The organism is Pseudomonas sp. GR 6-02, from assembly GCF_001655615.1.
GTDB lineage: Bacteria > Pseudomonadota > Gammaproteobacteria > Pseudomonadales > Pseudomonadaceae > Aquipseudomonas.
Genome location: NZ_CP011567.1, coordinates 2,173,598 through 2,199,369, shown reverse-complemented (window position 1 = coordinate 2,199,369; position 25,772 = coordinate 2,173,598). Strand labels below are relative to the sequence as shown.

At 59.8% G+C, this 25,772-nt stretch carries 28 protein-coding genes; 12 read left to right on the top strand and 16 right to left on the bottom strand.

Annotation, left to right across the window (positions count from 1 at the left end; all coding sequences use genetic code 11):
• Nucleotides 1–267: 267 nt before the first annotated feature.
• Nucleotides 268–567: a PilZ domain-containing protein gene (locus PGR6_RS09740; RefSeq protein ID WP_007935265.1), complete on the top strand. Its 300-nt coding sequence runs from the start codon at nucleotides 268–270 to the stop codon at nucleotides 565–567.
• A 72-nt stretch (nucleotides 568–639) separates the two neighbouring features.
• On the opposite strand, the gene PGR6_RS09735 is transcribed toward PGR6_RS09740, so the two are convergent.
• On the bottom strand, nucleotides 640–1,329 hold the full coding sequence (locus PGR6_RS09735; protein ID WP_018928141.1) for an MlaA family lipoprotein: 690 nt from the start codon (nucleotides 1,327–1,329) through the stop codon (nucleotides 640–642).
• Between the two features lie 200 nt (nucleotides 1,330–1,529).
• On the opposite strand from PGR6_RS09735, the gene PGR6_RS09730 reads away from it, so the two are divergent.
• Together PGR6_RS09730 and PGR6_RS09725 are read left to right on the top strand one after the other, a co-directional pair.
• The gene (locus PGR6_RS09730; RefSeq protein ID WP_064616956.1) at nucleotides 1,530–2,150 is read left to right on the top strand and encodes a hypothetical protein; all 621 of its coding nucleotides are present in this window, start codon (nucleotides 1,530–1,532) and stop codon (nucleotides 2,148–2,150) included.
• A 110-nt stretch (nucleotides 2,151–2,260) separates the two neighbouring features.
• Nucleotides 2,261–2,524, top strand: a complete 264-nt coding sequence (locus PGR6_RS09725; protein WP_018928143.1) for a DUF4404 family protein — start codon at nucleotides 2,261–2,263, stop codon at nucleotides 2,522–2,524.
• Nucleotides 2,525–2,609: 85 nt separating this feature from the next.
• Here PGR6_RS09725 and queF read toward each other — a convergent pair whose 3' ends face one another.
• A complete protein-coding gene (gene queF / locus PGR6_RS09720) occupies nucleotides 2,610–3,440 on the bottom strand; it encodes an NADPH-dependent 7-cyano-7-deazaguanine reductase QueF (RefSeq protein WP_064616955.1) in 831 nt (276 codons plus the stop codon).
• A 61-nt stretch (nucleotides 3,441–3,501) separates the two neighbouring features.
• The gene (gene copI / locus PGR6_RS09715) at nucleotides 3,502–4,038 is read right to left on the bottom strand and encodes a copper-resistant cuproprotein CopI (RefSeq protein WP_064616954.1); all 537 of its coding nucleotides are present in this window, start codon (nucleotides 4,036–4,038) and stop codon (nucleotides 3,502–3,504) included.
• Nucleotides 4,039–4,192: 154 nt separating this feature from the next.
• Here copI and PGR6_RS09710 point away from each other — a divergent pair, with 154 nt between their 5' ends.
• Nucleotides 4,193–4,873 (top strand): heavy metal response regulator transcription factor, encoded by a 681-nt coding sequence (locus PGR6_RS09710; RefSeq protein WP_064616953.1) that lies wholly within the window; start codon nucleotides 4,193–4,195, stop codon nucleotides 4,871–4,873.
• Entirely contained in the window at nucleotides 4,873–6,222 is a 1,350-nt protein-coding gene (locus tag PGR6_RS09705; RefSeq protein WP_064616952.1) for a heavy metal sensor histidine kinase, read from the top strand. Before PGR6_RS09710 ends, PGR6_RS09705 begins: the two co-directional genes overlap by 1 nt.
• Nucleotides 6,223–6,257: 35 nt before the next feature.
• Here the strand turns inward: PGR6_RS09705 and PGR6_RS09700 are convergent, their stop codons facing one another.
• The 3 genes from PGR6_RS09700 to PGR6_RS09690 form a co-directional block, all read right to left on the bottom strand.
• Nucleotides 6,258–7,502 carry a lipoprotein-releasing ABC transporter permease subunit gene (locus PGR6_RS09700; protein ID WP_018928148.1) on the bottom strand — a complete coding sequence of 415 codons (1,245 nt, stop codon included), beginning with the start codon at nucleotides 7,500–7,502 and terminating at the stop codon, nucleotides 6,258–6,260.
• A gap of 65 nt (nucleotides 7,503–7,567) precedes the next feature.
• Nucleotides 7,568–8,251: a lipoprotein-releasing ABC transporter ATP-binding protein LolD gene (lolD, locus tag PGR6_RS09695; protein WP_018928149.1), complete on the bottom strand. Its 684-nt coding sequence runs from the start codon at nucleotides 8,249–8,251 to the stop codon at nucleotides 7,568–7,570.
• 7 nt (nucleotides 8,252–8,258) lie between these two features.
• Nucleotides 8,259–9,509: a lipoprotein-releasing ABC transporter permease subunit gene (locus tag PGR6_RS09690; protein WP_018928150.1), complete on the bottom strand. Its 1,251-nt coding sequence runs from the start codon at nucleotides 9,507–9,509 to the stop codon at nucleotides 8,259–8,261.
• Nucleotides 9,510–9,603: 94 nt separating this feature from the next.
• Between PGR6_RS09690 and PGR6_RS09685 the strand changes: the two genes are divergently transcribed.
• Together PGR6_RS09685 and PGR6_RS09680 are read left to right on the top strand one after the other, a co-directional pair.
• Nucleotides 9,604–10,185 (top strand): PilZ domain-containing protein, encoded by a 582-nt coding sequence (locus PGR6_RS09685; RefSeq protein WP_064616951.1) that lies wholly within the window; start codon nucleotides 9,604–9,606, stop codon nucleotides 10,183–10,185.
• A 13-nt stretch (nucleotides 10,186–10,198) separates the two neighbouring features.
• Nucleotides 10,199–10,921: a glycerophosphodiester phosphodiesterase gene (locus PGR6_RS09680; protein WP_064616950.1), complete on the top strand. Its 723-nt coding sequence runs from the start codon at nucleotides 10,199–10,201 to the stop codon at nucleotides 10,919–10,921.
• Nucleotides 10,922–10,963: 42 nt separating this feature from the next.
• Here the strand turns inward: PGR6_RS09680 and sthA are convergent, their stop codons facing one another.
• Complete coding sequence (gene sthA / locus PGR6_RS09675; RefSeq protein ID WP_007935284.1) at nucleotides 10,964–12,358, bottom strand: Si-specific NAD(P)(+) transhydrogenase; 1,395 nt, start codon at nucleotides 12,356–12,358, stop codon at nucleotides 10,964–10,966.
• Between the two features lie 207 nt (nucleotides 12,359–12,565).
• Nucleotides 12,566–13,615: an FAD:protein FMN transferase gene (locus PGR6_RS09670; RefSeq protein ID WP_064616949.1), complete on the bottom strand. Its 1,050-nt coding sequence runs from the start codon at nucleotides 13,613–13,615 to the stop codon at nucleotides 12,566–12,568.
• A gap of 146 nt (nucleotides 13,616–13,761) precedes the next feature.
• On the opposite strand from PGR6_RS09670, the gene PGR6_RS09665 reads away from it, so the two are divergent.
• Nucleotides 13,762–15,063, top strand: coding sequence for an MFS transporter (locus tag PGR6_RS09665; protein ID WP_064616948.1), 1,302 nt, complete (start codon nucleotides 13,762–13,764; stop codon nucleotides 15,061–15,063).
• Between the two features lie 277 nt (nucleotides 15,064–15,340).
• On the opposite strand, the gene PGR6_RS09660 is transcribed toward PGR6_RS09665, so the two are convergent.
• A complete protein-coding gene (locus tag PGR6_RS09660) occupies nucleotides 15,341–16,762 on the bottom strand; it encodes an MFS transporter (protein WP_064616947.1) in 1,422 nt (473 codons plus the stop codon).
• A 128-nt stretch (nucleotides 16,763–16,890) separates the two neighbouring features.
• Between PGR6_RS09660 and PGR6_RS09655 the strand changes: the two genes are divergently transcribed.
• Complete coding sequence (locus PGR6_RS09655) at nucleotides 16,891–17,784, top strand: LysR family transcriptional regulator (RefSeq protein WP_064616946.1); 894 nt, start codon at nucleotides 16,891–16,893, stop codon at nucleotides 17,782–17,784.
• Between the two features lie 7 nt (nucleotides 17,785–17,791).
• Here PGR6_RS09655 and PGR6_RS29235 read toward each other — a convergent pair whose 3' ends face one another.
• The 3 genes from PGR6_RS29235 to PGR6_RS09645 all read right to left on the bottom strand — a co-directional run bounded on the left by PGR6_RS29235 (nucleotide 17,792) and on the right by PGR6_RS09645 (nucleotide 18,964).
• Entirely contained in the window at nucleotides 17,792–17,974 is a 183-nt protein-coding gene (locus tag PGR6_RS29235) for a DUF1289 domain-containing protein (protein WP_081626539.1), read from the bottom strand.
• Nucleotides 17,975–17,977: 3 nt separating this feature from the next.
• On the bottom strand, nucleotides 17,978–18,349 hold the full coding sequence (locus PGR6_RS09650; protein WP_064616945.1) for a hypothetical protein: 372 nt from the start codon (nucleotides 18,347–18,349) through the stop codon (nucleotides 17,978–17,980).
• A 135-nt stretch (nucleotides 18,350–18,484) separates the two neighbouring features.
• Nucleotides 18,485–18,964 (bottom strand): GNAT family N-acetyltransferase, encoded by a 480-nt coding sequence (locus tag PGR6_RS09645; protein WP_064616944.1) that lies wholly within the window; start codon nucleotides 18,962–18,964, stop codon nucleotides 18,485–18,487.
• Between the two features lie 385 nt (nucleotides 18,965–19,349).
• Here PGR6_RS09645 and katG point away from each other — a divergent pair, with 385 nt between their 5' ends.
• Nucleotides 19,350–21,590: a catalase/peroxidase HPI gene (gene katG / locus PGR6_RS09640; protein WP_064616943.1), complete on the top strand. Its 2,241-nt coding sequence runs from the start codon at nucleotides 19,350–19,352 to the stop codon at nucleotides 21,588–21,590.
• 212 nt (nucleotides 21,591–21,802) lie between these two features.
• Nucleotides 21,803–22,276, top strand: a complete 474-nt coding sequence (locus PGR6_RS09635) for a hypothetical protein (protein ID WP_018928159.1) — start codon at nucleotides 21,803–21,805, stop codon at nucleotides 22,274–22,276.
• 310 nt (nucleotides 22,277–22,586) lie between these two features.
• Here PGR6_RS09635 and PGR6_RS09630 read toward each other — a convergent pair whose 3' ends face one another.
• Nucleotides 22,587–22,916, bottom strand: a complete 330-nt coding sequence (locus tag PGR6_RS09630; RefSeq protein ID WP_018928161.1) for a DHCW motif cupin fold protein — start codon at nucleotides 22,914–22,916, stop codon at nucleotides 22,587–22,589.
• A gap of 105 nt (nucleotides 22,917–23,021) precedes the next feature.
• Nucleotides 23,022–23,396, bottom strand: a complete 375-nt coding sequence (locus PGR6_RS09625; RefSeq protein ID WP_064616942.1) for a tautomerase family protein — start codon at nucleotides 23,394–23,396, stop codon at nucleotides 23,022–23,024.
• A gap of 108 nt (nucleotides 23,397–23,504) precedes the next feature.
• On the opposite strand from PGR6_RS09625, the gene PGR6_RS09620 reads away from it, so the two are divergent.
• Nucleotides 23,505–24,398 (top strand): LysR substrate-binding domain-containing protein, encoded by an 894-nt coding sequence (locus PGR6_RS09620; protein ID WP_064616941.1) that lies wholly within the window; start codon nucleotides 23,505–23,507, stop codon nucleotides 24,396–24,398.
• Between the two features lie 6 nt (nucleotides 24,399–24,404).
• On the opposite strand, the gene PGR6_RS09615 is transcribed toward PGR6_RS09620, so the two are convergent.
• Together PGR6_RS09615 and PGR6_RS09610 are read right to left on the bottom strand one after the other, a co-directional pair.
• The gene (locus tag PGR6_RS09615; protein ID WP_018928164.1) at nucleotides 24,405–25,298 is read right to left on the bottom strand and encodes a tyrosinase family protein; all 894 of its coding nucleotides are present in this window, start codon (nucleotides 25,296–25,298) and stop codon (nucleotides 24,405–24,407) included.
• Nucleotides 25,285–25,749 (bottom strand): hypothetical protein, encoded by a 465-nt coding sequence (locus PGR6_RS09610; protein ID WP_064616940.1) that lies wholly within the window; start codon nucleotides 25,747–25,749, stop codon nucleotides 25,285–25,287. The genes PGR6_RS09615 and PGR6_RS09610 overlap by 14 nt, the downstream gene beginning before the upstream one ends.
• Between the last annotated feature and the right edge of the window lie 23 nt (nucleotides 25,750–25,772).

The window sequence follows — 25,772 nt, the reverse complement described above, 5'->3', positions numbered from 1 at the left end:
CGGCGCCAGAATTAGGTTGGCGTAGCAGGCTGGGCATTTGGCCCTGCACACACTACTGGATTCGCTTTCTAGCCTCTCTGCTGCACCGTTTTCGAGCGTTTGCCCTACTCACTGTTCCACCAGAGGTGCCCTTCTAAGGCGCAGACGGTACTCCCATCCGCGAGGCGTTTCAAGCTCACGCCGATGGTCGCTTGACGTCTTTACTTGTCAAATCACCGAGAGTTATAAGAACAGGCAAAACCGTAACCCAAAGGAAGGATCGAGCCCATGAGCCAAACCGATCGGGACTACAGCGAAAAGCGCGATTTCATCCGCATGCGGGTTGATGCCGATGTGTCGCTGATTCATGAAGGCGATGAGGTGCAAGCCGTCTGCATCGACCTTTCCAGCAGTGGCATGCAGCTGGAGGCGCCCCGCTCATTCAAGGTCGGTGACCGGCTCAGCGTGCGGATCGATTCCGATCACGCAGCCCTCAAAGGCCTTGAAGCCGACACCGAGGTGGTGTGGGTGAAAGCACAGGACGGTGGCGGCCAGAAACTCGGGCTTACAATCCTGAAGATGAAATAGCCCTGACTTAACCCGCAAGCCAAACGAAAGAAGGCGGCCAATTGGCCGCCCTCTTCGTTTTACCGGTCGAGATTAAAAATCGTCTTCGACCTTACCGTCCTTGACCTTGAATTCGCGGTTTTGCAGGTATGCATTGCGAATAAAGGTGTATTTGTCGCCAGTGATCAGTTTCTCGGCCGACAACAGGCTGGCGCGAGTGTCGACGATGTTCAGGCCGTAAATCGAGTTACGTACCGGTATATCGTTGATGTAAGGGTACGGACCGGTATAGCCATCGACATACTTGGAAGGCGTATCACGCAAGGTGCTTGGACCCAGCAGCGGCAGCATCACGTACGGGCCGCTGCCCACGCCCCAGTAACCGAGGGTCTGGCCGAAGTCTTCGTCGTTGCGGTGCAGGCCCATCTTGGTGCCCACGTCGAAGAAGCCCAGCAGGCCGAAGGTGGTGTTGAAGATCAAACGCGCGGTGTCGACGCCAGCCGCAGCGGGCTTGGCCTGCAACACGTCGTTGGCGAGGTTGGTCACATCGCCGACGTTGCGGAACATGTTGTGGATGCCGTCTTCCAGGAACTGCGGTGTGACGAACTGGTAGCCCTGAGCCAACGGCTTCAGTGCGTAGGTGTCGACAAAGTCGTTGAATTTGTAGATCGGCCGGTTGATGCTTTCCCAAGGGTCTTCTTCCGTGGCGGCCTGAGTCGCAAACGGAACCAGCAATACACTGGCACACATACAAAGCTGAGCGAGTCGATTGCTCCAGCGCATAGAAAAACTCCTTGGATTGTACTGACGCGGGCGCTTGGCCCAGCCGCAAAGACCGCTAGTATATGACGGAAAACCCGGTTTAGGCAGCATCGTGCACGATGGTCTACGAACGACGCCTCCTGACGGCGAGCGATTCACATCCGTGTCACTCGATTGTCATCGTCCATGAATAGCCTTGTCGCTATTTCAGGGACGTTTCCATGCCGCACGCCGAAGTCTTGCCCCTTGCCGCACCGAATCTGACCGCCGTGCTGTTCGGTCTCAGTGGTTGCCTGGTGGATTTCGGCGCGCGCACGCGTCAGCACGGCACCGTTTCTGCCGAGCATGCCGAGGTCACGCCCGGCGCCCTGGAGAGCCTGTCCAGCTTGCAGCGACAACGGATTCCCTGCGCCTGGCTTGATGAACTACCCCCTGCCCTCAGCCATTCTCTGGCCGTCGCACTTCCGGCCTGGATCAAATCTTTGCAACACTCGGAAACAATCAATCCATGGCCGGCCCCGAATGCCTGCTGGCAAGCCTTGATGGCGTTGAATGTCGAGCGCCTGGACGGTTGCGTGCTGGTCAGCGGCGAGCCGCGACTGCTGCAATCGGGCCTGAACGCCGGGCTGTGGACCATCGGCCTGGCGTCGTGCGGCTCGCTATGCGGGCTCGCGCCGAACGAATGGCAAGCCTTGAGCCAGAAGGAACGGGAACACTTGCGCGGCAAGGCGACGGTGCAGTTGTTCGGCCTGGGCGTGCATTCGGTGATCGATCATCTGGGCGAGCTCGATACCTGCCTGGCCGATATCAGCCTGCGTCGGCTCAAAGGCGAAAAGCCCTGACTGAGATCATGCAGGTTGCGCGCGAGTGGATTAATCTAAAGGTCAGCCATAGACCTTTTGGCGCGCCGCTGCGGTCTATGCCAGTGCCTATTGATAAAAGGAAGAACGCCATGCCCGCCCGCGAACTGCAAGATCAGCTCAATAAACTGCGCGAGCAATTGGAACAGAATCCGCCACTGACCGAAGCCGAGCGCGAAGACCTGCACGCGCTGATGCAACAGATCCAACTGGAGCTTGAGCTGGAAACCAAAACCCAGGACACCAACCTCGCCGACAATGTGAATCTGGCCGTCGAGCGCTTCGAACTCGAACATCCCACATTGGCCGGCACCTTGCGCAACATTGTGCAAGCCTTGGGCAATATGGGGATCTGAACCTGCCAGATGCAAAAAAGCCCCGCTATCGATAGCGGGGCTTTTTCATATCCGGGATGTGCAAATGCAATCCCACACTGGCTCTTTATTGTCGGACCAAGCGATGGTTCGGCAGTTGCACCTCTTCGGTGCTGCGATACGGGTTGATGTCCAATCCACCACGACGCACATACCGCGCGTACACCGTCAATTTCTCCGGCTTCAGCAACCGCTGCAGGTCGAGGAAAATCCGCTCTACGCACTGTTCATGGAAGTCCGAGTGCTGGCGGAAGCTCACGATGTATTCCAGCAAACTCGCGTGATCCAGCGCCGCGCCACGATACTCCACCACCACGCTGCCCCAGTCCGGCTGACTGGTGACCGGGCAGTTGGATTTGAGCAAATGGCTGTGCACGCACTCTTCAACGATCCGCGACTCATCGCAACGCAGCAGTTCCGGACGCGGATGCTCATAGTTGCTGACACTGATGTCCAGGTCATCGATGCACACGCCCGGCAACGCCACGACGCCTTCCGCCTCTACCTCTTTCAGGCTGCGAACCCGCACGCCCACCGATTTGCCGGCAGCGGCCGAGAGGTCTTTCACCAGCGTCGCTTCAAGGCTCGCGGTGTCGGCAAATGGCGTCTGGTTCAGCGAGTTGAGGTACAGCTTGAACGACTTCGACTCGATGATGTTCGGCGAATCCGCCGGGATGCTGAATTCGCCGATCGCCACCACAGGCTTGCCGGACGGCAACAGCCACGACAGCTCGAAGCAGTTCCAGAAGTCCACGCCCTTGTACGGCAGGGTTTGCGCGGTCAGGCCCAACTCGGCCCATTTCGCGGCGCGCGGGATCGGGAACAGCAAGGACGGCGTGTAGGTGGCGATGTATTCGCTGGATTTGCCCAGCGGCGAATGTTCGGCTGCGGGATGCATGGCGGAAACCTGACTGAAGAATCAGCGGATTCTACCAGCCTTTGCTCCCGCCTTTGAGTGCTTACTGACTGACTGTCAGTTTGCCGACCATACCGGCCTGGTAATGGCCGGGGATGTTGCAGGCAAATTCCAGGTTAGTGGCCTTGGTGAAGGTCCAGGTCAGCTCGGCGGTTTTACCCGGCTCCACCAACACACTGTTGGGGTCGTCATGCTTCATGCCGTGATCCATGGCGCCATGATCCATTCCGGCCATGGAACCGTGGTCCATGGCCTTCATACCTGTAGGCATCAGCATGCCGCTTTGCTGCATCTGGAGCATTTCCTGCTGATGCCTGGCATGCATCTGTGCATCGCCGAGGTTGAATTCGTGCAGCAACTGGCCTTTATTCACCAGTACAAGACGCACGGTTTCCCCGGCCTTGATATCGATGGTCTTGGGACTGAAGGTCATATCGCCCATTACCACTTCGACGCTGCGGGTGGCCTGGGCGGCCGAGGCCGGTTGACCGAAATCGTAGGTCTGCGCCGGTGAGGCTTCCAGCCCTAAACTCAGAGTCAGCAAACAAGCGGCCAGTGCCAGACGCTTTTGCAAAAACATAGTCGCACTCCAACAAGATGAGGTTCAGCTTGTGGGAAACTCTACCCCGTCGGCTCTGCCAGCTACCTGACAGGCAGATTACAACTTTGTCAGGTTGGCCTGCTTCCTCGCCGCCCACGGTATAACGCACCTGTTCAAACTGCCCGAGTCGCCCATGAAACTGCTGATCGTCGAAGACCAACCGAAAACCGGCCATTACTTACGCCAGGGCCTGACCGAGGCTGGCTTCAACACCGAACTGGTGGCCGATGGCACCACCGGCCAGCAACTGGCCTTGAGCGGCGATTACGCCTTGTTGATTCTCGATGTGATGCTGCCTGGACGCGATGGCTGGCAGATTCTGCAAGCGGTGCGCAGTGCAGGCTTGGACACGCCGGTACTGTTTCTGACCGCACGAGACGCGGTGGAGGACCGAGTCCATGGCCTGGAACTGGGCGCCGACGATTACCTGGTCAAACCTTTCGCCTTCTCCGAACTGCTGGCCCGGGTTCGCAGCCTGCTGCGTCGCGGCAGCGCCACGCCCCAGGAAACCAGCTTGCAACTGGCCGATTTGCGCCTGGACCTGATCCGTCGCCGGGTCGAGCGTAACGGTCAGCGCATCGACCTGACCGCCAAGGAATTCGCCCTGCTGGAAATGCTCCTGCGGCGCCAGGGCGAAGTTCTGCCCAAGTCGCTGATCGCGTCCCAGGTGTGGGACATGAATTTCGACAGCGACACCAACGTCATCGAAGTGGCTATCCGCCGGTTGCGCCTGAAGATCGACGACGATTTCCCGAACAAGTTGATTCACACCGTGCGCGGCATGGGTTACGTCCTTGAAGAGCGCCCCGCCTGATGCGCCGGCTTTCATTAAGCAATCGCCTGGCACTGCTGTTTGCCGCCTGCACCGCGGTGGTGTCGTTGTTCGCCGGGGTGTTGTTCAGCCGCGCCAGCGAGGCGCACTTTGTCGAGCTGGACCAGCAGTTGCTGGATGACAAATTGATTGGTTTACGCCGGGCGCTGGATGACATTCAGGCCGGCGACGCCGAAGCCAGGCTGGCCGATGAATTGAGCCGACAGGCCGATCTTTCGCTGCGCATCATTAGCAGTGACGGCCAACGCATGTACGACAGCTCGCCCAGCGTGCCCAAAGATTTACCGCGCAAACCTGGCCTGTCGACGGTGAGCGACGATGGCACCGATTACCGCGTCCTGAATGCGCCGCTGTTCCTCGACAAACCCGACTCACCGCAACTGACCTTGTTGCTGGACATCACCCATCACCAGCACTTTCTGCAGCGCATGCAGCACCTGATCTGGCTGACGGTCGGCCTCTCGGCCCTGGCCACCGCCCTGCTCGGTGCCTGGGCGGCGCGCAGTGGTTTGCGTCCGTTGCTGCGCATGAGTGCGGTCGCCAGCGGCGTATCGGCGCAATCGCTCAACGCCCGTCTGCCGGAAGCAGACATGCCACCGGAGCTTGCGGAAATGGCCCACAGCTTCAACGCCATGCTCGGACGCCTCGATGACTCTTTTCAGCGGCTCTCGGCCTTCTCCGCCGACATCGCCCATGAACTGCGCACACCGCTGTCGAACCTGCTGACCCACACCCAAGTCACCCTCACCCGCCCTCGCCCCCTTGAGGATTACCGCGAGGCGCTGCACAGCAACCTCGAAGAACTGCAATGGATGGCGCAACTGGTCAACGACATGTTGTACCTGGCCAAGGCTGACCACGGTTTGCTGATGCCCAAGCGTGAACCGCTGGACCTGGCGGAAGAAGCGGATGTGCTGCTGGAGTTTTTCGCGCCGCTGGCCGAGGACGCCCGGGTGAAGTTGAGTCGTGACGGCCACGCGAGCATGCAGGGCGATCGCAGCATGTTGCGCCGGGCACTGTCCAATTTGCTGGACAATGCGTTGCGGTTTACCCCGGCTGGTGGTGAGGTGCGGGTAAAGATCGTCGAGCAACCGGCAGGCTTGAGCCTGACCGTTGAAAACAGTGGTGAAGGGATTTCCGAGGAGCTGGTGCCGCGTTTGTTTGACCGCTTCTACCGGGCAGACCCCGCGCGCCGTGAAGGCAGCAGTGAGCATGCGGGATTGGGATTGGCGATCACCCAGTCGATCATCCGCGCCCATGGCGGGCAGATTCGTTGCGAATCGGCTCAGGGGTGGACGCGGTTCATAATTGAGTTGCCAAGAAAGGACTGAGGCCAGCAGGACTGGCCCCCTCGCGGTCTAACGGACTACGAATACCGCAACGCGGTAGCCGGCTCGACTTTCGCCGCCCGCCACGCCGGATAAACCGTCGCCAGAAAGCTCATGATGAAACCGGCGGAGCAGATCAACAGCACATCCGCGCCCTGCAATTCGGACGGCAAGTTGCTGACGAAGTACACATCGGAACTGAAGATGTGCTGCCCGCTGACCCGCTCCATCCAGCCCACCAGTTCACTGACGTTCAACGCCGCGATCACGCCCAGCACGCCACCGATCAAGGTGCCGACAATCCCGATCACCGTGCCCTGCACCATGAAGATCGCCATGATCTGCCGAGGTGTGGCGCCGATGGTTCGCAGGATCGCGATGTCCGCGCCCTTGTCGTTGACCACCATGATCAGGGTGGCGATGATGTTGAACGCCGCCACGGCGACGATCATCAGCAACAGCAGGCCGATCATGGTTTTTTCCATTTTCATCGCACTGAACAGACTGCCCTGGGTGTGGGTCCAGTCGTCAGCCTTGTAGGCGGCGCCCAGGCCGGTCGCGATGTCGCTCGATACTTGCGGCGCGGCGTACAGATCCTTCACCGCCAGGCGCACGCTCTGCACCTGATTCGGTTGCCAGTGCTGCATTTGCGCGGCATCGGCCATGTGGATCAGCGCCATCGAACCGTCCAGTTCGGCGCCGACCTTGAACACGCCCACCACGTTCAGCCGCTGCATGCGCGGGGTGATGCCACCCGGCGCATTGCTGACTTCCGGCACGATCAGGGTGATCTTGTCGCCGACGTTCAAGCGAAAGCGCCGCGCGGTGATCTCGCCGATCACCACGCCGAATTCGCCCGGCTTCAAGGCGTCGAGACGCCCCTGAACAATGTGCTTGGCAACAATCGAGACCTTGCTTTCCAGCGCCGGATCGACCCCGCTGACCTGGATCGGCTGCATGGTGCCCTTGTAGGACAGCATGCCTTCCATCTCGGTGAATGGCACGGCGGCGGTGACTTCAGGATTCTTCATCGCCGCGGCGGCCACCGGCTGCCAATCGTCGATAGGGTTCACGCCGACGATGGTCGCGTGGGGCACCATGCCGAGGATGCGCGAGCTCATTTCGCGCTGGAAGCCGTTCATCACCGACAGCACCACGATCATCGCCAGCACGCCCAGGGCGAGGCCGATCATCGAGGTCATCGAGATGAAGGAAACAAAGCGATTGCGGCGCTTGGCGCGGGTATAGCGCGTGCCGATAAAGATCGATAACGGTCTGAACATTCGCTGGGGCACCGTATAAAAATAAAAGACCCGACGCACTGTTCAGTGTGCCGGGTTTCAGCCAATCAGATGGGGGTCAGGCAACCTTCCTGCAAATGCAGGACGCGATCCATCTGGCGAGCCAGGTTCATGTCGTGGGTCACCACCAGGAACGCCGTGCGCATCGAGGTGCTGAGTTCCAGCATCAAATCCTGAATGCCCTGGGCGGTGTGGGAGTCGAGGTTGCCGGTCGGCTCGTCGAGCATCACCAGGCCTGGCTTGTTCACCAGGGCGCGGGCAATGGCCACACGCTGGCGTTCGCCACCGGACAATTCCGCCGGTTTGTGCTCCAGGCGATGGCCCAACCCTACCCGCTCCAGCAACGCCGTCGCACGCTGACGCGCTTCCGGGATCGCGGTCTTGCCGATCAGCAGCGGCATGCAGACGTTTTCCAGCGCGGTGAACTCAGGCAGCAAGTGGTGGAACTGGTAAACGAAACCCAGCGACCGGTTGCGCAACAGGCCACGGGCCTTTTCGTTCAGGGCCGAGAGTTCTTCACCGGCCAGCCAGACGCTGCCCTTGGTCGGCGTATCGAGGCCGCCCAGCAGGTTGAGCAAGGTACTTTTGCCCGAACCCGACGTACCGACGATCGCCACGCGCTCACCCGGATGCAGTTCCAGTTGCAGACCGGCCAGAACCTCTACCGATTCCGGGCCTTCCACGTAGGATTTGCCCAGGTTGCGGCAGCTCAAGATTGCTTTATCACTCATGCCCGACTCACTCATAACGTAGCGCCTCCGCAGGCTGGGTGCGCGCGGCACGCCAGGCTGGATACAGGGTGGCGAGGAAACTCAGGACCAACGCGGCGGCGCAGACCATCAACACGTCCTGGCTCTGCACTTGCGACGGCAGGTAATCGATGAAATACACGTCGGCGTTCAAGAACTTGTGGCCGATCAGCCCTTCCAGGGCCGCGATCGCGGCGCTGACGTTCAGCGCGGCGAAGATCCCGACCACGGCGCCGATCAGCGTACCGACCACACCAATGACCGTGCCCTGGACCATGAACGTCGCCATGATCGAACCCGGCGTGGCGCCCAGGGTACGCAGGATCGCGATGTCGCCCTTCTTGTCGTTCACCACCATCACCAGCGTGGAAATGATGTTGAACGCAGCAACGGCGACGATCAGCAGCAACAGCAGGCCGATCATGGCTTTTTCCATGCGGATCGCCTGATACAGATTGCCGTGGGTACGAGTCCAGTCGCGGGCGTAGTAACGGTCTTCGCCGAGCTGCTGGGCGATGGTCCACGCGGTGCGCGGTGCCTGGAACAGGTCGTCGAACTTCAGTCGCAGGCCCTGGACCTGATCCGGTTGCCAGCGGTGCAACCTGGCCAGATCCTGCAGATTGGTCAGGCCCAGATAGCCGTCCAGCTCACCGGCGCCGACATGGAAGATGCCGACCACAGTAAAGCGTTTCATGCGCGGGAACATCCCGGCCGGGGTCACGGTGACTTCCGGCGCGACAAACGTCAGCTTGTCGCCAACCGCCGCGCCGAGCTTGGCTGCCGCCTTGTCGCCGATGACGATGCCGAAACTGCCCGGCGCCAGGTCGTCGAGTTTGCCCTGCTGCATGAAGTTATCAATGATCGACACCTGCCGTTCCTGCACAGGGTCGATGGCATTGAGCAGCACTTTGGAAACCTTGCCGTTGTTGGTCAGCAGGCCCTGCATCTGGACGAAGGGCGCAACCGCCGCCACCTGCGGGTTCTGCTTGACCTTGGCGGCCAGGCTTTGCCAGTCGCTGATCGGCTCGCCGGACTCGATGGTCGCGTGGGGCACCATGCCCAGCACGCGGGTGCGCATCTCATGATCGAAGCCGTTCATGACCGACAGCACCACGATCATCACGACCACGCCGAGGGCGAGTCCGATCATCGAGGTCAGGGAAATGAATGACACAAAATGATTGCGACGTTTTGCACGGGTATAACGCGTGCCGATAAATACGAAGAGAGGTCTGAACATGTCGGGGCTTGTTCGGAGGGAAAAGGAACGTCCTTGTGGCGGGGGTCGATAACCAGCTTTACACTCAGACCACCGCCGCTACCATGGGTTCGCCATGTCGACATTAGATGAAGAAGATCGCCGCGAATACTACCGTATCGAGGACACGATCGCACTGGAAATTCGGCCCCTGTCTGCTCCCGAAGCAGCAGGCCAGGAAGTGTTGCAGGATGCTTCCCCGCTATTCAACCTGCTCAGCGAACTGCACCTGAGCGAATTCGAGTCGCAACACCTGTTGCGCCAGATCAACGAACGCGACCGAGCCATCGCCGCGTTCCTCAAATCACAGAACAAACGCATCGATCTGCTGAGCCAGGTGGTCGCCCTGACCGTGCTCGGACAGATCGGCGAACCGCAGCCGGTGATCATCTCCGAAGGCGGCATCGACTTTCAGCATCCGACGCCCATTGCCGTCGGCGCGCCCCTGTCGGTCAAGCTGGTGCTGATGCCACAAGCCCTCGGCCTGTTGCTGCGGGCCCGCGTCACCCATTGCGACCGCAAGGGCGGCGGCTACGACGTCGGCACCGAATTCGAATACCTGTCCGATGCCCAGCGACAACTGCTGGCCCGCTACATCTTGCAGCGACAGGCACAAGAACGACGCCTGGCGCGCGAACAAAACGAAAACGGCCATTAATTAAGGAAGAACCGTGACTCTCATCTACGGCCATCGCGGCGCCAAAGGCGAAGCACCGGAAAACACCCTGACCAGCTTTCAGCAATGCCTCAAGCACGGCGTGCGCCGCTGCGAACTGGACCTGCACCTGTCCAAGGACGGCGAGTTGATGGTGATCCACGACCCGACCCTCAAACGCACCACCGACCGCCGCGGCAAAGTGGCCGAACACACGGCTGCGGAACTGGTGACCTACGACGCGCGTAAGGGTGGCCCAGGCTGGATCAAACCTTGCCCGATACCAACGCTGGAAGAATTGTTCGAAAAATGCGATTTCGAGCACTGGCAGCTGGAAGTCAAAAGCGCCTCACGCACCCGCGCCGCGACCACCGTGCTGGCGATTCGCGAAATGGCCCAGCGTTTCGGCATACGGGACAAGGTCACGATTACCTCGAGTTCACGCGAAGTGTTGAAAGCCGCGCTGGACCTGGTGCCGGACGTGTCTCGCGGACTGGTGGCCGAGTACGCCTGGCTCGACCCGCTGAAGGTCGCGCAAAACTATGGCTGTGAGATGCTGGCGCTGAACTGGACCCTGTGTACGCCGGAACGCCTGCAGAAGGCGCAGCGTCAGGGGCTGCATGTGTCGGTGTGGACAGTCAACGAGCCCGCGCTGATGCGCAGGCTCGCCGACTTCGGCGTTGACAGCCTGATTACAGACTTTCCCGGTTTGGCCACTGCCACGCTCGAGAATTGCTGAAATCGGTCTCCCCGGCCGGCTCAGGCCACCGGCCGGAGCCGCTCAAAAAAGCCGGTTGAGGCCATCGTACGCCGCTACCCGATAGGCTTCGGCCATGGTCGGGTAGTTGAACGTCGTGTTGACGAAGTACTTCAGGGTGTTCTGCTCGCCCGGCTGGTTCATGATCGCCTGACCGATGTGCACGATCTCCGACGCCTGATAACCGAAGCAGTGAACGCCCAGCACTTCCAGCGTCTCGCGATGGAACAGGATCTTCAGCATGCCTTGCGGTTCGCCGGCGATCTGCGCACGCGCCATGCTCTTGAAGAATGCCTTGCCCACTTCATACGGCACCTTGGCCTGAGTCAGCTCCTGCTCGTTCTTGCCGATCGAGCTGATCTCCGGAATCGTGTAGATGCCGGTCGGCACGTCATTGACGAAACGCCAGCTGCCGTTGTCGACGATGCTGCCAGCGGCCGAACGCCCCTGGTCATGGGCGGCACTGGCCAGGCTCGGCCAGCCGATCACGTCACCGGCGCCATAAATGTTCGGCACGCAGGTGCGGTAGTTCTCGTCGACTTCGATCTGGCCACGGCTGTTGACCTTCACGCCGATGTTTTCCAGACCCAGCTGATCGGTGTTGCCGGTACGGCCGTTGCACCAGAGCAAGGCGTCGGCCTTGATCTTCTTGCCGGACTTGAGGTGCAGGATCACGCCGTTGTCCACGCCTTCGACGCGGTCGTAGTCTTCGTTGTGGCGAACCGTGATGTTGTTGTTGCTGAAGTGGTAGCTCAGGGCCTGGGAGATTTCCGAGTCGAGGAAGCTCAGCAACTGACCACGGTTGTCCACCAGCTCAACCAATACACCCAGACCACTGAAGATCGAGGCATATTCGCAGCCGATCACGCCGGCGCCGTAAACAATGAGTTTACGCGGGGTGTGGCCGAGGCTGAGGATGGTGTCGCTATCGTAGATACGCGGGTGATGGAAATCGATGTCCGCCGGGCGATAAGGACGCGAACCGGTGGCGATGATGATGTGCTTGGCCACCAGTTTTTCGACCACGCCGTTGGCGCAGACGACTTCGATGGTTTGCTCGTCGGCGAAGCTGCCGGTGCCGAAGAACACGTCGACGCGGTTACGGGCATAGTAGCCGGTGCGCGAGGCGACTTGTTTGGAGATGACTTTTTCAGCACTTTTCAACACGTCCGGGAACGAGAACCAACGCGGCTCACCAATGGCCCGGAACATCGGGTTGGTGTTGAACTGCATGATCTGCCGGACCGAGTGACGCAAGGCCTTGGACGGGATGGTGCCCAGGTGGGTGCAGTTGCCGCCGACCTGGCGACGGCTATCGACCATCGCCACCTTGCGCCCTGCCTTGGCAGCGTTCATTGCCGCGCCTTCTCCCGCCGGGCCGGAACCCAACACCACCACATCGTAGTTGTAGACAGCCATGCGTACTCCTCAGAACAGGCCGCGACACCCTCGGCGCCTGCGGCTAAATCACGCCGATCGGCGGCGTGAAGGAACAATTTGGGGCCAGTGCAGAACCCGGACACAGTCTATAGAAGCGTCAACGCCGCGCACATTAACCCTTGGTCGCGTCGTAGGCTAGTTTTGCCTGCACTACAAAGCCATCGAAAAATGCTTTTGCAGCCGCAATCACTCGGTTTTCTCACCGGCCAGGCGCTCAAAAGCCTGATTGGTGCGTGTGACAAAACCTGTATCGGCACGAATCACAAAGAATGCAGCAATGTCATGCGTTTGGGCATAGTCCCAACCCCGTTCAGGGCCAAGAATCAGCAACAGCGTCGATAAGCCATCGGCCATCAAAGCTGAAGGATGAATCACCGTGACTGACGCCAGGGTGTGTAGGACCGGTGTTCCGGTGCGGGCATCGAAGGTGTGGGAATAGCGCCGGCCACCCTGCTCGAAATAGTTACGGTAATCACCGGAGGTGGACACGCCGTAGCCGTCGACGGCAATGATGCGCTCGGCCACTTGCTGATCATCACGGGGTTCTTCCAGGGCGATGCGCCACGGTGAGCCGTCGAGTTTTTTGCCGACAGCCTTGAGTTCACCGGTGGCTTCAGCGAGGTAGTCGTGGATGCCCAGCGCTTCGAGTTCGGCGGCAATCGTGTCGACCGCGTAACCGGCAGCGATGCTGTTGAAGTCGACCTCCACTGCGGCATCCTTGCACAACTGGTCACCTTCGATGCGCAGGTGATTATGACCGACACGCTGCTGCACCTCGGCCAGTGCTTCGGCGCTCGGGACTTTTTCCTCACGCGCCTGCGGGCCAAATCCCCAGAGGTTGAGCAGCGGTTCCACCGTCAGGTCGTAGGAGCCGTCACTTTGCAAAGACAAGCGCTCGCCGACGCGGACCAATTCGAGGATCGGCGCAGGCATTGTCTGGCAGTGGTTGGCGGGCAGGTTATTGAAGCGTTCGATGTCGGAGTCACTGCGATAGGTCGACATTTGCCGATCGACATCAGAGAGTATTTTTTCGACCTGGACGCGGACTTCCGCCGGTGCGGGAAGACCGGCATGGCGCACGTATTGGATCGAATAGCTGCTGCCCATGGTCGGGCCGTCGAAGCGTTCCAGGCTATCGCCGTTGCCACAACCGGACAAAATCCCGACCACTACCACAAGCCCTCCCCACCGTCCAGTTAACAAATCTTCATCTCCCCTCAAAACCGCGCCCGCCATTATGGGCTTCAGAGCGCATGGGAGCGAGCCTGCTCGCGATAGCGGTGACCGGTTTTACGATTGCTGCGCAATCGAACGGGAGCAAGCTCCCTCGCCACATAGGTGCAGCGCTTTCAAACAAGATCGACCAGAGTGAGTACCTACACATGTCTTCCAATACGAGCAAAGGCAAAGCGATTTTTCGCGTTGTCAGCGGTAACTTTCTCGAAATGTTCGACTTCATGGTCTACGGCTTTTACGCCACGGCCATTGCCAAAACCTTCTTTCCCGCCGATAGCGCGTTTGCTTCCCTGATGCTGTCTCTGGCCACTTTCGGGGCCGGTTTCCTGATGCGTCCGCTGGGGGCGATTTTCCTCGGTGCCTACATCGACCGCCACGGCCGCCGCAAAGGCCTGATCATCACACTGGCGTTGATGGCCGCCGGCACGGTGCTGATTGCCGGTGTGCCGGGTTATGCCACGCTGGGCGTCGCGGCGCCGCTGATCGTATTGTTCGGTCGTCTGTTGCAGGGCTTTTCAGCAGGCGTGGAACTGGGCGGTGTGTCGGTGTACCTCGCCGAAATCTCCACACCGGGCCGCAAAGGCTTCTTCGTCAGTTGGCAGTCCGCCAGCCAGCAAGCCGCGGTGGTATTCGCCGGCCTGCTCGGCGTGGGTTTGAACCACTGGCTGAGCCCCGACCAAATGGGTGAGTGGGGCTGGCGCGTGCCGTTCCTGATCGGCTGCATGATCGTGCCGGCGATCTTCGTGATCCGCCGTTCGCTGGAAGAAACCCCGGAATTCCAGGCACGCAAACACCGCCCTACCCTGCGGGACATCGTCCGCTCGATCAGTCAGAACTTCGGCATCGTCCTCGCCGGCATGGCGCTGGTGGTGATGACCACGGTGTCGTTCTACCTGATCACCGCCTACACCCCGACCTTCGGCAAAGCCGAGCTGCATCTGTCGGATCTGGATGCGTTGCTGGTGACGGTGTGCATCGGCCTGTCGAACTTCTTCTGGCTGCCGGTGATGGGCGCGCTTTCCGACAAGATCGGCCGCAAACCTCTGCTGCTGGGCGCGACGATTCTGGCGATCCTCACGGCTTATCCGGCGCTGTCGTGGCTGGTGGCGAACCCCAGCTTCAGCCACTTGCTGATTGTCGAACTGTGGCTGTCGTTCCTGTATGGCTCGTACAACGGCGCCATGGTGGTGGCCCTGACCGAGATCATGCCGGTGGAAGTGCGCACGACCGGCTTCTCCTTGGCCTACAGCCTGGCGACCGCAACATTCGGTGGTTTCACCCCGGCGGCCTGTACGTACCTGATCCATGTGCTGGACAACAAGGCAGCGCCGGGGATCTGGCTCAGTGGCGCGGCGGTGCTGGGGTTGATCGCGACACTGGTGTTGTTCCGGGGCAATCGGCATGCGCTGCGTACGGCGCAAGCGGCTGTCATCAGAGGCGCTCACTAAAAGGAACGCAGTCAGGTGCAGAACCTGTAGGAGCGGGCTTGCTCGCGAAGAGGGAGTGTCAGTAAACACTGATGTTGCCTGACACACCGCCTTCGCGAGCAAGCCCGCTCCCACATTTAATCGGCGTGCCCCATAGGTTTTAGTTCGCTTCGGTCCACATGCAGCCAAGGCGGCCCCTCTGCAAATCTGGCCTCCAGCCATGTCTTGAACGCCATGAGCGTCGACTGCGCGATGTTCAGGCAGTATCGGTATTCGATTTTAGATGAACAATATAGGCTCACTGCAGTTCATTGCTGCACACAGTGCAGCAGTCTGAAGCCCGTGGAAACAGGGCCACGGCAAAGGCCAGGATGATCAGTGCCACGGCGACGGCAAACGTTATCCGCATGCCGCTGGCGACGGCTGCGGGAGACGCGCTGGTGATGTCTGTCGTCGTCGAAGCAAGCGCAAACACCGCGCCCATCACCGAAGCTCCAGTGATCAGGCCGAGATTGCGTGACAGGCTGAGCATGCCGGAAATCACGCCGCGCTGGTCCGGGCGGATGTCGGTCATGATCGCGGTGTTGTTAGCCGCCTGAAACAACGCGTAGCCGGCCGTGATCACCGCGATGGGCGCGAGGTAACCGAGGAGGCCGAACCCCGCTGGCATCATTGATAAAGCACTCGCGCCGAGCGCCATTGTCGCGAGCCCGAGACGGGTCATGCGCCGAGTGCCAAAACGGTCCACCAGGCGACCGGCCGGCACGCCGGTCAATGCAGCCACCAACGGGCCGACCGACAAGGCGAAACCGACAAGTGCCGTGCCGAGGCCAAGCGCACCCGAGAGATAAAACGGCCCGACCACCAGCGTCGCCATCATCACCGTCGAAACGAGCGCGCTCATGGCCAGGCTGGCGCTCAATCCCTGTTGGCGGAACAGCGCTAATGTGATCAATGGCGATGCGACCGTGGCCTCAACGAAGATGAAAAGCCCAACACCGAAAACAGCCGCCAGCAGCAGCGCGATATTGAGCGGTCCAAATTCACCGTGCCCAATCGTCATGGCCAGCGCGTACGCCGCGAGCGTCAGCGCCAGCAGCAACGTGCCGGCCTTGTCGAACCCCACCCGCCCTGCTTTCGCCCGCTGAACATCCGCCGGCAAATAGCGATATGCGAGCCAGATGTTCAGCACACCCAGCGGTATGTTGATCAGAAAAATCGCCTGCCAGCCAACGCCGGCAATCAACATCCCACCGAGCGACGGCCCCAGCGTGGTGCCGATCGCCGACATCGTTCCGAGCAACCCCATGGCGCTGCCGGTCTGCGCTTTCGGCACCGTCTCGCCGACAAACGCCACGGTCAGCGCCAGCATGATCGCCGCCCCAAGCCCCTGCACCGCCCGTGCACCGACCAGCCACCCAAGCGACGGCGCGACACCGCAGGCCAGCGATGACAGGGTAAAAATGGCGATGCCCACCAGTAGCAAACGCCGACGGCCGAGCATGTCGCCGAGCCGTCCGACGCTGACGATCAGCGTGGTGATCGCCAGCAGATACGCCAGAACAATCCACTGCACGTGTTGGAAGGAAGCATCGAACGCCTCGGCCAACGTCGGCAATCCCGCATTGGCGATGCTGGTGTCGAGTGAAGGCATCAACATCGACAGCGAAAGACTCGCAAGCGCCCAGCGCACCGAACCTGATTGAGTGATGGATTTCATTGTCTGGCCACATCTGAAAGGTAGAGCAGCAGCGTATGCCCGTGCGTGACAAGGCGGAAGGCGCAGCATTTGCACTTGATAGATGCGTTTGACGCCATGCCAGCCCCGCGCCGTGCTAACGTTGCGGCATGACCACTCCCGATCTCAATCTGCTGATTACCCTGGACGTGCTGCTCGCCGAAGGCAGCGTCGCCCGCGCCGCCCAACGACTGCGGCTGAGCCCGTCGGCCATGAGCCGAGCGCTGGCGCGGTTGCGCGAAACGACAGGCGACCCGCTGCTGGTCCGGGCCGGACGCGGCCTGGTGCCGACGCCACGAGCGCTTGAATTGCGCGAACACGTCAGTCGATTGGTGCAAGACGCCGAGGCGGTTTTGCGCCCCGCCGAACAGCTCGACCTCAAGCAACTGGTTCGAACATTCACGCTGCGCACCAGTGACGGTTTCGTCGAAAACTTCGGCCCGGCGCTGATCGCCCGCGCCGGTGAGCAAGCCCCCGGCGTGCGTTTGCACTTCGTGCAGAAGCTGAGCAAGGACAGCGCCGCACTTCGCAACGGCTCGGTCGATCTGGAAACCGGTGTGGTTGGCGGCACGACCAGCCCGGAAGTGCGCACCCGTGCATTGTTCGAGGATCGTTTCGTGGGCGTCGTTCGCACGGGGCATCCGCTGAGCGAGGGCGAGATTACTGCCTCCCGTTATGCCGCTGGCCGGCACATCCTGGTCTCACGGCGCGGGCTCGACAAAGGACCGATGGATGAAGCGTTGGAAGCGCTGGGACTGCAGCGGGAAATCATCACCGTCGTCGGCGGTTTCTCGGCCGCCCTGGCGCTGGCTCGCGCCTCGGACCTGATCGCCACCGTGCCTGCCCGACATACCCAAAACCTGCGCACCGGCCTGCACAGTTTCGATCTGCCGTTCGAGCTGCCGCCGATCACCATTTCGATGCTGTGGCATCCGCGGATGGATGCCGATTCGGCGCATCGGTGGCTGCGTGAATGTGTTCGAGAGGTTTGTGCGCGGCCCTGAGGAACCCTCAACCCTTCCTTTTCTGAAGCCCCTTCAACCGCACACTCGCCCGCTGCGCCGCCGCCATTTTTTCCGGGCGCTTCATGCGTTTCCACTTTCTGATGTCGTCCTTGGTGCGACCACAACTGACACACAGTTCACCACTGAGCTGGCAAACGGAAATACACGGATTTTCGATATCCTTGGCCACGGCTCAACCTCGCGTCGAGCGCTTGGGCGCCAGGCGTTTCTGCCAGTTGCCGCCATTGGCGCGCTGACATTGCTCTTCAGAATCAAACTGCACATGGGCCTCGACCGGGCTGACGAGAACGTCCGCTTCATTTAATGCTACGGCCGTCAGTTCGACCATGCGCTCGCCCTGCCCGCTCGCCAGCGCCTGATCCTTATGGGCCTGCGTATCGAAGACCCAGATCACTCGCAGGCTGGATGGAAAGGCGTCGTAATCGATTTCGTGGGTCAACCAGCAAAACCCGACTATTTCCGCCTTGGCTGTTTCGCACGCCTCGGTCAGAGTGGCGACCAGGCGACGTTCGATGTGTGCCTGATCGCGTTTGCTTAAAGACATCGGGTGGATCCTTGGGTGGCGGTCAACGGAAAAGGCCCATCATACGTGACCTCACTCGCCTTTTCGGCTCGTTCCGTAAACAAGACACGGAACGAATGCGAAGTTGATTTTCTCCTCAGACCTGCCGCCATCGTCCTACTTGCTTGTCTTTCGCATGTGTATCAGCGCGACACGGCGCCCATCCTGCGACACCCGCTCCTCAACCCCAAACGGCACAAACCCGAGCTGCGGATACAAAAGCAGCCCCGCCGTGTTCTCGTTGAAACACGAAAGCTGCACCTCGCTTGCCCGATGACGTTCAAACGCCAGCCCCACCATCGTTTCCACCAAAAACCGCGCGACACCTTTCCCCCGAGCCTTGGGCGAAACGATCACATTGCCGATTGAGCAAACGCCATCGCGCTCAAACGAATAAAAGTTAGCAAAACCGACAACAGCATTATCCCCTTCAACCACCGTTGAGTCCGAGCGTTGAGCTATCGATGCAAGCAGCTGAGCCTCCGTCAGCGGGTACTGTGCCTTCGGGAACATGAAAAAAAGCTCTTGGGGCGTTTGAGGAAAGTCGCAAATCGTCAACACGTCTTCAGCACTGACGGGGCGGTGGGTTAGCAGCATTGGTTTGGTTCCATCCAAAGGTCGATGCGACAGATTACGTTTTGCCGGCGCTGGATAAAAGAAACGCGTAACAGCGACTCCATCTCGACGGCTCAGATAAAAGACTATCCCTATCACCTCCCAATACTCCCCCTATTAGCTGACTGCTTTATAGGCGTCTACCCTTACTGGAGCGCTGGCATCAGCCGGCCGGTTGAGACCTGAGAAGAGATACGAATGAGTCAGGAAACGTACTAGGCTTGCCGTGGGCCACCGTGCTGGCAACTCGATTGCCGCTATCCGGATTTCCCGTGTGACCACGACGATCAATTGATCGCACGGCCGCAGCCTATGTCATTGATTCCGCTCGTCGCTATTGCGTGCCCACCCCGGGCCGGATAGCCGGATGAACACGACCAAAGGTAGCGCACACATGGCAAATGAATCGAAATGCCCGTTCAAACACGCCGCCGCTGGCGGTGGTACGACGAACCGCGATTGGTGGCCGAACCAACTGAATCTGAAGATCCTGCACCAGCACTCGCCCCTGTCCGACCCTATGGACGAGGGCTTCAACTACGCCGAAGCGTTCAAAAAACTGGACTTTGCGGCGGTCAAGCAAGACCTGCACGCACTGATGACTGATTCGCAAGACTGGTGGCCTGCGGACTTCGGTCACTATGGGCCACTGTTTATTCGCATGGCCTGGCACGCCGCCGGCACGTACCGCGTCGGTGACGGTCGTGGCGGTGCCGGCTCCGGTCAGCAGCGCTTCGCCCCGCTCAACAGCTGGCCGGACAACGTCAGCCTCGACAAGGCGCGGCGACTGCTTTGGCCGATCAAGCAAAAGTATGGCAACAACATCTCCTGGGCTGACCTGATCGTCCTCACCGGCAACGTCGCGCTGGAGTCCATGGGCTTCAAGACCTTTGGTTTTTCCGGCGGTCGGCCAGACGTCTGGGAACCGGATGAGGACGTCTACTGGGGCACCGAAAACAAGTGGCTGGGCGGTGACGTCCGCTACGGCAAAGACAAAGAAGCCACGCAACAACCCGGCGAACGCAACCTGGAGAACCCGCTCGCCGCCGTGCAAATGGGCCTGATCTACGTCAACCCCGAAGGCCCGGAAGGCAACCCGGACCCGGTCGCTGCGGCGATAGATATCCGCGAAACCTTCGGGCGCATGGCAATGAATGATGAAGAAACCGTGGCGCTGATCGCTGGCGGCCACGCTTTCGGCAAAACCCACGGCGCCGGCCCTGCCGACAACGTCGGTCCCGAGCCCGAAGCCGCTGGCCTTGAACAACAGGGCCTGGGCTGGAAGAGCACTTTCGGCAGCGGCAAAGGCGGCGACACCATCACCAGCGGCCTGGAAGTGACCTGGACCACCACGCCGACCAAATGGAGCAACAACTACCTGGAAAACCTGTTCGGCTTCGAGTGGGAACTGACCAAGAGCCCAGCGGGCGCCAACCAGTGGACGGCGAAAGGCGGTGCCGGCGCGGGCATCATTCCGGATGCTCACGACCCGTCCAAGCGGCGTAATCCGACCATGCTGACCACGGACCTGTCGCTGCGATTCGACCCGATCTATGAACCGATTTCGCGGCGCTTCCTCGCCAATCCGGACCAGTTGGCCGACGCCTTCGCCCGCGCCTGGTTCAAACTGATCCACCGCGACATGGGCCCCCTCTCCCGCTACCTCGGCCCGGAAATGCCCAACGAAGTACTCCTGTGGCAAGACCCGATACCACCGGTCGACCATGCCTTGGTCAACGACAGCGACATCGCCGCACTTAAAGGCAAGCTCCTGGCCAGCGGCCTGACCGTCTCGCAACTGGTGTCGACCGCCTGGGCAGCGGCCTCCACCTTCCGCGGCTCCGACAAACGCGGCGGCGCCAACGGCGGACGCCTGCGCCTGGCCCCACAGAAATCCTGGCAGGCCAACCAACCTGAGCAACTGGCGAGCGTGTTGGCGAAACTCGAAAGCATCCAGAACGAGTTCAACAGCGCGCAAACCGGCGGCAAGAAAATCTCCCTGGCCGACCTGATCGTGCTGGCCGGTTGTGCCGGCGTCGAACAAGCGGCAAAAAATGCCGGCCATACCATCACGGTGCCTTTCACACCGGGACGCATGGACACCTCGCAAGAGCAAACGGACGTTGAATCCTTCGGCTACCTCGAACCCGCCGCCGATGGCTTCCGCAACTACCTCAAAACCCGCTACAGCGTACCGGCCGAGGCCCTGCTGATCGACAAGGCCCAGCTGCTGACCCTCACCGCGCCGGAAATGACCGTGCTCATTGGTGGCCTGCGCGTGCTGAACACCAACGTCGGCCAAACCCAACACGGCGTGTTCACGAAACAACCGGGAGCGTTGACCAACGACTTCTTCAAAAACCTGCTCGACATGGGCGTGGAATGGAAACCGGTCTCTGAGGCCAATGAAGAGTTCGAGGGGCGCGACCGCAAAACCGGCGATCTCAAATGGACGGGGACGCGTGTTGATCTGGTGTTTGGCTCGAATGCACAGCTGAGGGCGTTGGCTGAGGTTTATGCCAGCAACGACGCGAAGGAGAAGTTTGTGAAAGACTTCGTGGCAGCCTGGGTCAAGGTGATGAATCTGGATCGGTTTGATCTGAGGTGATGCTGGCGCTCAATCCAGCGTGAAAAAAGCCCACTGACCGTTACTGGTTCAGTGGGCTTTTCAAGTCTGGGTACACGACGGCTGTCACGCCATCAACGTCGCCCTGGCTCAAGCCAAAGTGGAACCGAATCACTAGCGATATAGGTATTTCCCGACTAGGGTTCTCAGTAGCGCATCACCGACGTGGCGAACCGAAGGAGCCAGATCAATTGATGAGGTCTTTTTGTGTCGCGGTCGCATTCGTAGCGCCCATCGTGTTGTCCACCACGGTCACGGCTGAAGTACTTGCGCATAAGACAGCGCTCGCTTTTGTTGCTCAAACCCATGTGGGTGACAGCCTGCCAACACTGGCACTGCTGGCGGCAAAGAAAACACAAACCTTTGCGATGCTCATTGAAAAGTTAGGAAGTGAAAAAGCACACAGTGCCGTATCGAGCGAAATTGACGCGCTACTTCCGCAGTACCAGCCGAAATGGAATCAAAATCTTGCCGCGGCTTATGAGAAGTCTTTTACTGAAGAAGAGCTGTTATCACTCGCGTCTGAAGGCCAGGCATCCAAATACGCTGGCAAAGTGCTGGAACGGCGAACTGACATCGGCAGAGACATGCAGTCCAGCTCTACCCCGATACTGATTGCCCTTGTATCCGAGGCACTTAAAGCGGCCTATTCCAAGCATATTCGTTGAGGCGGTCTTGGCCCCCCCTGCCATCAGCTTGTCCGAAGAAAACCAACGCCTCCCAGTGTGGAGGCGTTGTGCTTTTTGCTGATCGCAGGACGAGACTAAACGGGAGAAATCGTAGCCAGCGCACCAATCAAAATGGTCAACACCAGAAATCCACCCAGGAAAATTGCCATCTTGCCCATGGGGCCTCCTACGCTATGAGTTTGCGGTGCAGCGGTTACCGCCACTGCTGACCGTGCCGTCATTGTGAGCCGCAGGCTGATCCCATTACAGATGCAGATAGCCAAGAAAAATACGGATCAGATCCGACGCATCAATCCACAATGAACAACTTCGCACCGCTGGTGGTAAACGAGCGGTGCCCCTCGGCATCGTTGCCCACCTGATAGCTCATTCCGGCAGTCAGTGTGAACTGGCGGCCATCTTCCAGTTCTGTGTGTAGCTCGCCTTCCAGGCACAACAGGATATGACCTCTCCAGCACCAGTGATCGGCCAGATATCCGGGGCTGTATTCAACCATCCGCACACGCGTTGAACCAAACTGACAGGTCCGCCAATAGGCCATGCCCGTCTGGCCGGCATGTTCGACCGGTTCAATCTTCGACCAATCGGTAGTCCCAAAGGGGATGGCGGTAAGGTCCATTATTGCCTCATCAACTTGAAGTGAATACGGACCCTATCAACCGGGCCACGCTGCCGATAGACACAGATAGCCCACATTTACGGAATACAGGCTTGAGAGCAAAAACTAGTTGCCCCGCCCGCCACCAAACGACCACTCATCTGCCGCTGTCGTGGTAATCACCACCATCACGTCCTCAGAATCGATGCCCGGCGCTCGGCCCAGTTTCTCGACCAGGTTGCGATAAAAACGCTGTTTCGTCTCGATGTCTCGAGGGCGACCGGCAGTAATCGCGATCAGCACAAAGTCATCACTACGAGGACCGCCCAGGTAGTCGGGATCAAAGATCAGCTCGCCCGTTTCATGTTGGTGAATGACCTGGAATCGATCAGCCATCGGCACTTCGAAGCTTTCTACCAAGGCGTCGTGCAGCCCTTGTGAGAGGGCCTGTAAATACTCGGCAGACTTTCCCCGGTGCAGTGAAATACGTGCAAATGGCATTAAGACCTACTCCTGAAAATCCAACTGACAGGGGAAAACTATCAAGTCGCGATCATTCCGAATATCAGATTTAATAGCGGCCTTAGTCCCGAATTAATGGATGATTCGATGCGCCGTCCGACCTTCGATCTTGATGTGCTGCGTACTTTCGTGACCGGCGTGGAGTTCAACAGCTTCGCCAAGGCGGCGGATCGGCTCAATCGCTCGACGTCTGCCGTGAGCGCACAACTCAAGAAGCTTGAGGAACAGGTAGGCACGCCAGTGCTGTCAAAATCCGGTCGAGGGCTGGTGTTGACGCCGGTGGGTGAAACCCTGCTCAGCAATGCACGCCGACTGCTTGAACTGAACGACAGCATTTTCCAGACCCTGCACGAAAGCCAGACCGCCGCCACGGTACGCCTGGGGCTTCAGGAAGACTTTGGCGAACACTTTCTCAGCGACATTCTGCGACGCTACGTCAAGATGTACCCGATGGTGAGCCTCGAAGTCAGGATCGCGCGCAATGCCGAACTGCTTGCATTGATCGACAGCGGCGGCCTGGACCTGGCCCTGTCTTGGGACACAGGGCACAAGTCCCCCTATGCCACGCACCTGGGTGAAACGCAGATGCACTGGATCGGGCCTCGTGACTCGCCCCCCATCAACCGCTCTGTCGATTCCCCCCTGCCATTGATCATGTTCGACGCCCCTTGCGTGTTGCGCAGCGCGGCCACCCAGGCACTGGATGAGGCGCGGATTCCCTGGCGAATCGCGCTGACCAGCCCCAGCGTTGGTGGAATCTGGGCGGCCGTTGCGGCCGGTTTGGGCCTCACGTTGCGAACCCGCATTGGTCTGCCAGGGCATCTCGCCGTGATTGCCGGTCTACCCCCGCTGCCGACCCTCGGCTATGTGCTTTATCGAGGGGCAGAACACTTGGCGCCTGCCCCCCGACAATTGGCTGCGTTGATACAAACGAGTCTGCAAGAGCAGGCGTTCAGTATGACTAGAGGCTCCCCCGCTTGATGCTGCCTAAAGCAGGTCGCTCAAAGTGTCGTACTTGTAGTACTGGCTGTAATTCAGAACATCTCGAGGTGTCACCTTTTCCGGAAAAGGGCTGTACATCGGGTCATCGATCCGATGGAACTTGAGCGTATCGGGAGCCGCTGCGTCAGGTACGTAAGCGGCGGCGGGATGCTTCGCTTGCCATGCCGCCCAGAGCCGGTCGACATTGCAATGATGCAGAAAGAACACCGGGTCGTTTGGCGAAGACGACAACCCCATGTCACCGCCGACCCACACATGGACGTTGTTGTGAATGCGTTCTTTGCCAGTCCATCCCTCGATGTAGTTGCGCGCACCACCGGTGGATTGCGCCGCGTCGTAGGGCACTTTGTCATACAGGGTATTTTCCTGGATGACCTTGCGTACATTGGCTCGGCTGGGCAGCGCCCCACCTCCCCCCAGATAACGCACCAGGGGGCGGTTTACCCGGCCCAGTTCCATGGTGCGGCCATCACCCATCAGTCGTACCCGCCACTTCCCGTCCACGAACTGTCCAAGGTACTGATTCGACCAGATGACTGATGTCCTGGGGTCCTGAAGTTCCGCGTCAGTGTTCCAGTCCCAATATGGAATTCGAAAGTGTGGGTCATTTACCGCTTTGCGAAGCAACGATTCCAGCCGCACTAGAAAGTAGCGATGCCACGGTAAAAATGATGGGCCTCCATGCGCAGCATTCCTGGCCATCTGCCCCGCAGGCGTTGAAATCATCATGGCCCGGTGGTGCCAGGCCACCAAGGAGTCATAAATCGAGAGATTGGCCTGCCCAGGCCAGGGATTCAGCGCAGGATCCTTGAGCAGCTTCACCCCTTCGACGTATTTCTGAAGCGCCGCGAGATCTTTGACAGCATTAGACCTGATCATGATGTGCTCCGTGATCATGGTGAACGGGATGGTCGGAGTGCTCTCCCCCGTCGCCATTGCCCTTGGCGAAAGACTCGGGATAGGCATCGATCACCGCTGTCATCAAATCGAGAGCCGATCCGTAAGAAACGAATGGAGTGGCATGCGTATGGACCTGTCCAGCATCGTCCACAAACAGATGCGCCTGGACCGGGGCCCCATCCACCTCCACCTGGTAGGTGGTCACGATCCGGACAACGTGCCCTTTGTGATTAATCTCGCGAACCGTCCTGGCCTCATGGCCTGCATGCGGGTCCACGTACTCGGGAAACTGCTCCTTGATCCACGCAGGGTGCATTTTGTCAGGATCAGTGATGGATATCTCGGCGAGAGCAGCTATGTCGGGCGGGCTCAACAGCACGTTGGCTTCGTTAGCTGAGGGTTCAGGGCTGGAGACATTTTTCCTTGTCATGATTCCTCCTGGAGTGTGCCCCC

Coding starts and splice junctions, on each gene's coding strand:
- PGR6_RS09690 (WP_018928150.1), bottom strand. CDS start 9,509: ATGTTCAGACCTCTCTTCGTATTTATCGGCACGCGTTATACCCGTGCA.
- copI (WP_064616954.1), bottom strand. CDS start 4,038: ATGTTTTTGCAAAAGCGTCTGGCACTGGCCGCTTGTTTGCTGACTCTG.
- PGR6_RS09685 (WP_064616951.1), top strand. CDS start 9,604: ATGTCGACATTAGATGAAGAAGATCGCCGCGAATACTACCGTATCGAG.
- katG (WP_064616943.1), top strand. CDS start 19,350: ATGAACACGACCAAAGGTAGCGCACACATGGCAAATGAATCGAAATGC.
- sthA (WP_007935284.1), bottom strand. CDS start 12,358: ATGGCTGTCTACAACTACGATGTGGTGGTGTTGGGTTCCGGCCCGGCG.
- PGR6_RS09615 (WP_018928164.1), bottom strand. CDS start 25,298: ATGATCAGGTCTAATGCTGTCAAAGATCTCGCGGCGCTTCAGAAATAC.
- PGR6_RS09635 (WP_018928159.1), top strand. CDS start 21,803: ATGAGGTCTTTTTGTGTCGCGGTCGCATTCGTAGCGCCCATCGTGTTG.
- PGR6_RS09665 (WP_064616948.1), top strand. CDS start 13,762: ATGTCTTCCAATACGAGCAAAGGCAAAGCGATTTTTCGCGTTGTCAGC.
- PGR6_RS09735 (WP_018928141.1), bottom strand. CDS start 1,329: ATGCGCTGGAGCAATCGACTCGCTCAGCTTTGTATGTGTGCCAGTGTA.
- PGR6_RS09660 (WP_064616947.1), bottom strand. CDS start 16,762: ATGAAATCCATCACTCAATCAGGTTCGGTGCGCTGGGCGCTTGCGAGT.
- PGR6_RS09625 (WP_064616942.1), bottom strand. CDS start 23,396: ATGCCATTTGCACGTATTTCACTGCACCGGGGAAAGTCTGCCGAGTAT.
- PGR6_RS09705 (WP_064616952.1), top strand. CDS start 4,873: ATGCGCCGGCTTTCATTAAGCAATCGCCTGGCACTGCTGTTTGCCGCC.
- PGR6_RS09620 (WP_064616941.1), top strand. CDS start 23,505: ATGCGCCGTCCGACCTTCGATCTTGATGTGCTGCGTACTTTCGTGACC.
- PGR6_RS09725 (WP_018928143.1), top strand. CDS start 2,261: ATGCCCGCCCGCGAACTGCAAGATCAGCTCAATAAACTGCGCGAGCAA.
- PGR6_RS09740 (WP_007935265.1), top strand. CDS start 268: ATGAGCCAAACCGATCGGGACTACAGCGAAAAGCGCGATTTCATCCGC.
- PGR6_RS09650 (WP_064616945.1), bottom strand. CDS start 18,349: ATGTCTTTAAGCAAACGCGATCAGGCACACATCGAACGTCGCCTGGTC.
- PGR6_RS09610 (WP_064616940.1), bottom strand. CDS start 25,749: ATGACAAGGAAAAATGTCTCCAGCCCTGAACCCTCAGCTAACGAAGCC.
- PGR6_RS09730 (WP_064616956.1), top strand. CDS start 1,530: ATGCCGCACGCCGAAGTCTTGCCCCTTGCCGCACCGAATCTGACCGCC.
- PGR6_RS09645 (WP_064616944.1), bottom strand. CDS start 18,964: ATGCTGCTAACCCACCGCCCCGTCAGTGCTGAAGACGTGTTGACGATT.
- PGR6_RS09700 (WP_018928148.1), bottom strand. CDS start 7,502: ATGTTCAGACCGTTATCGATCTTTATCGGCACGCGCTATACCCGCGCC.
- lolD (WP_018928149.1), bottom strand. CDS start 8,251: ATGAGTGATAAAGCAATCTTGAGCTGCCGCAACCTGGGCAAATCCTAC.
- PGR6_RS09655 (WP_064616946.1), top strand. CDS start 16,891: ATGACCACTCCCGATCTCAATCTGCTGATTACCCTGGACGTGCTGCTC.
- PGR6_RS09630 (WP_018928161.1), bottom strand. CDS start 22,916: ATGGACCTTACCGCCATCCCCTTTGGGACTACCGATTGGTCGAAGATT.
- PGR6_RS09710 (WP_064616953.1), top strand. CDS start 4,193: ATGAAACTGCTGATCGTCGAAGACCAACCGAAAACCGGCCATTACTTA.
- queF (WP_064616955.1), bottom strand. CDS start 3,440: ATGCATCCCGCAGCCGAACATTCGCCGCTGGGCAAATCCAGCGAATAC.
- PGR6_RS09670 (WP_064616949.1), bottom strand. CDS start 13,615: ATGGCGGGCGCGGTTTTGAGGGGAGATGAAGATTTGTTAACTGGACGG.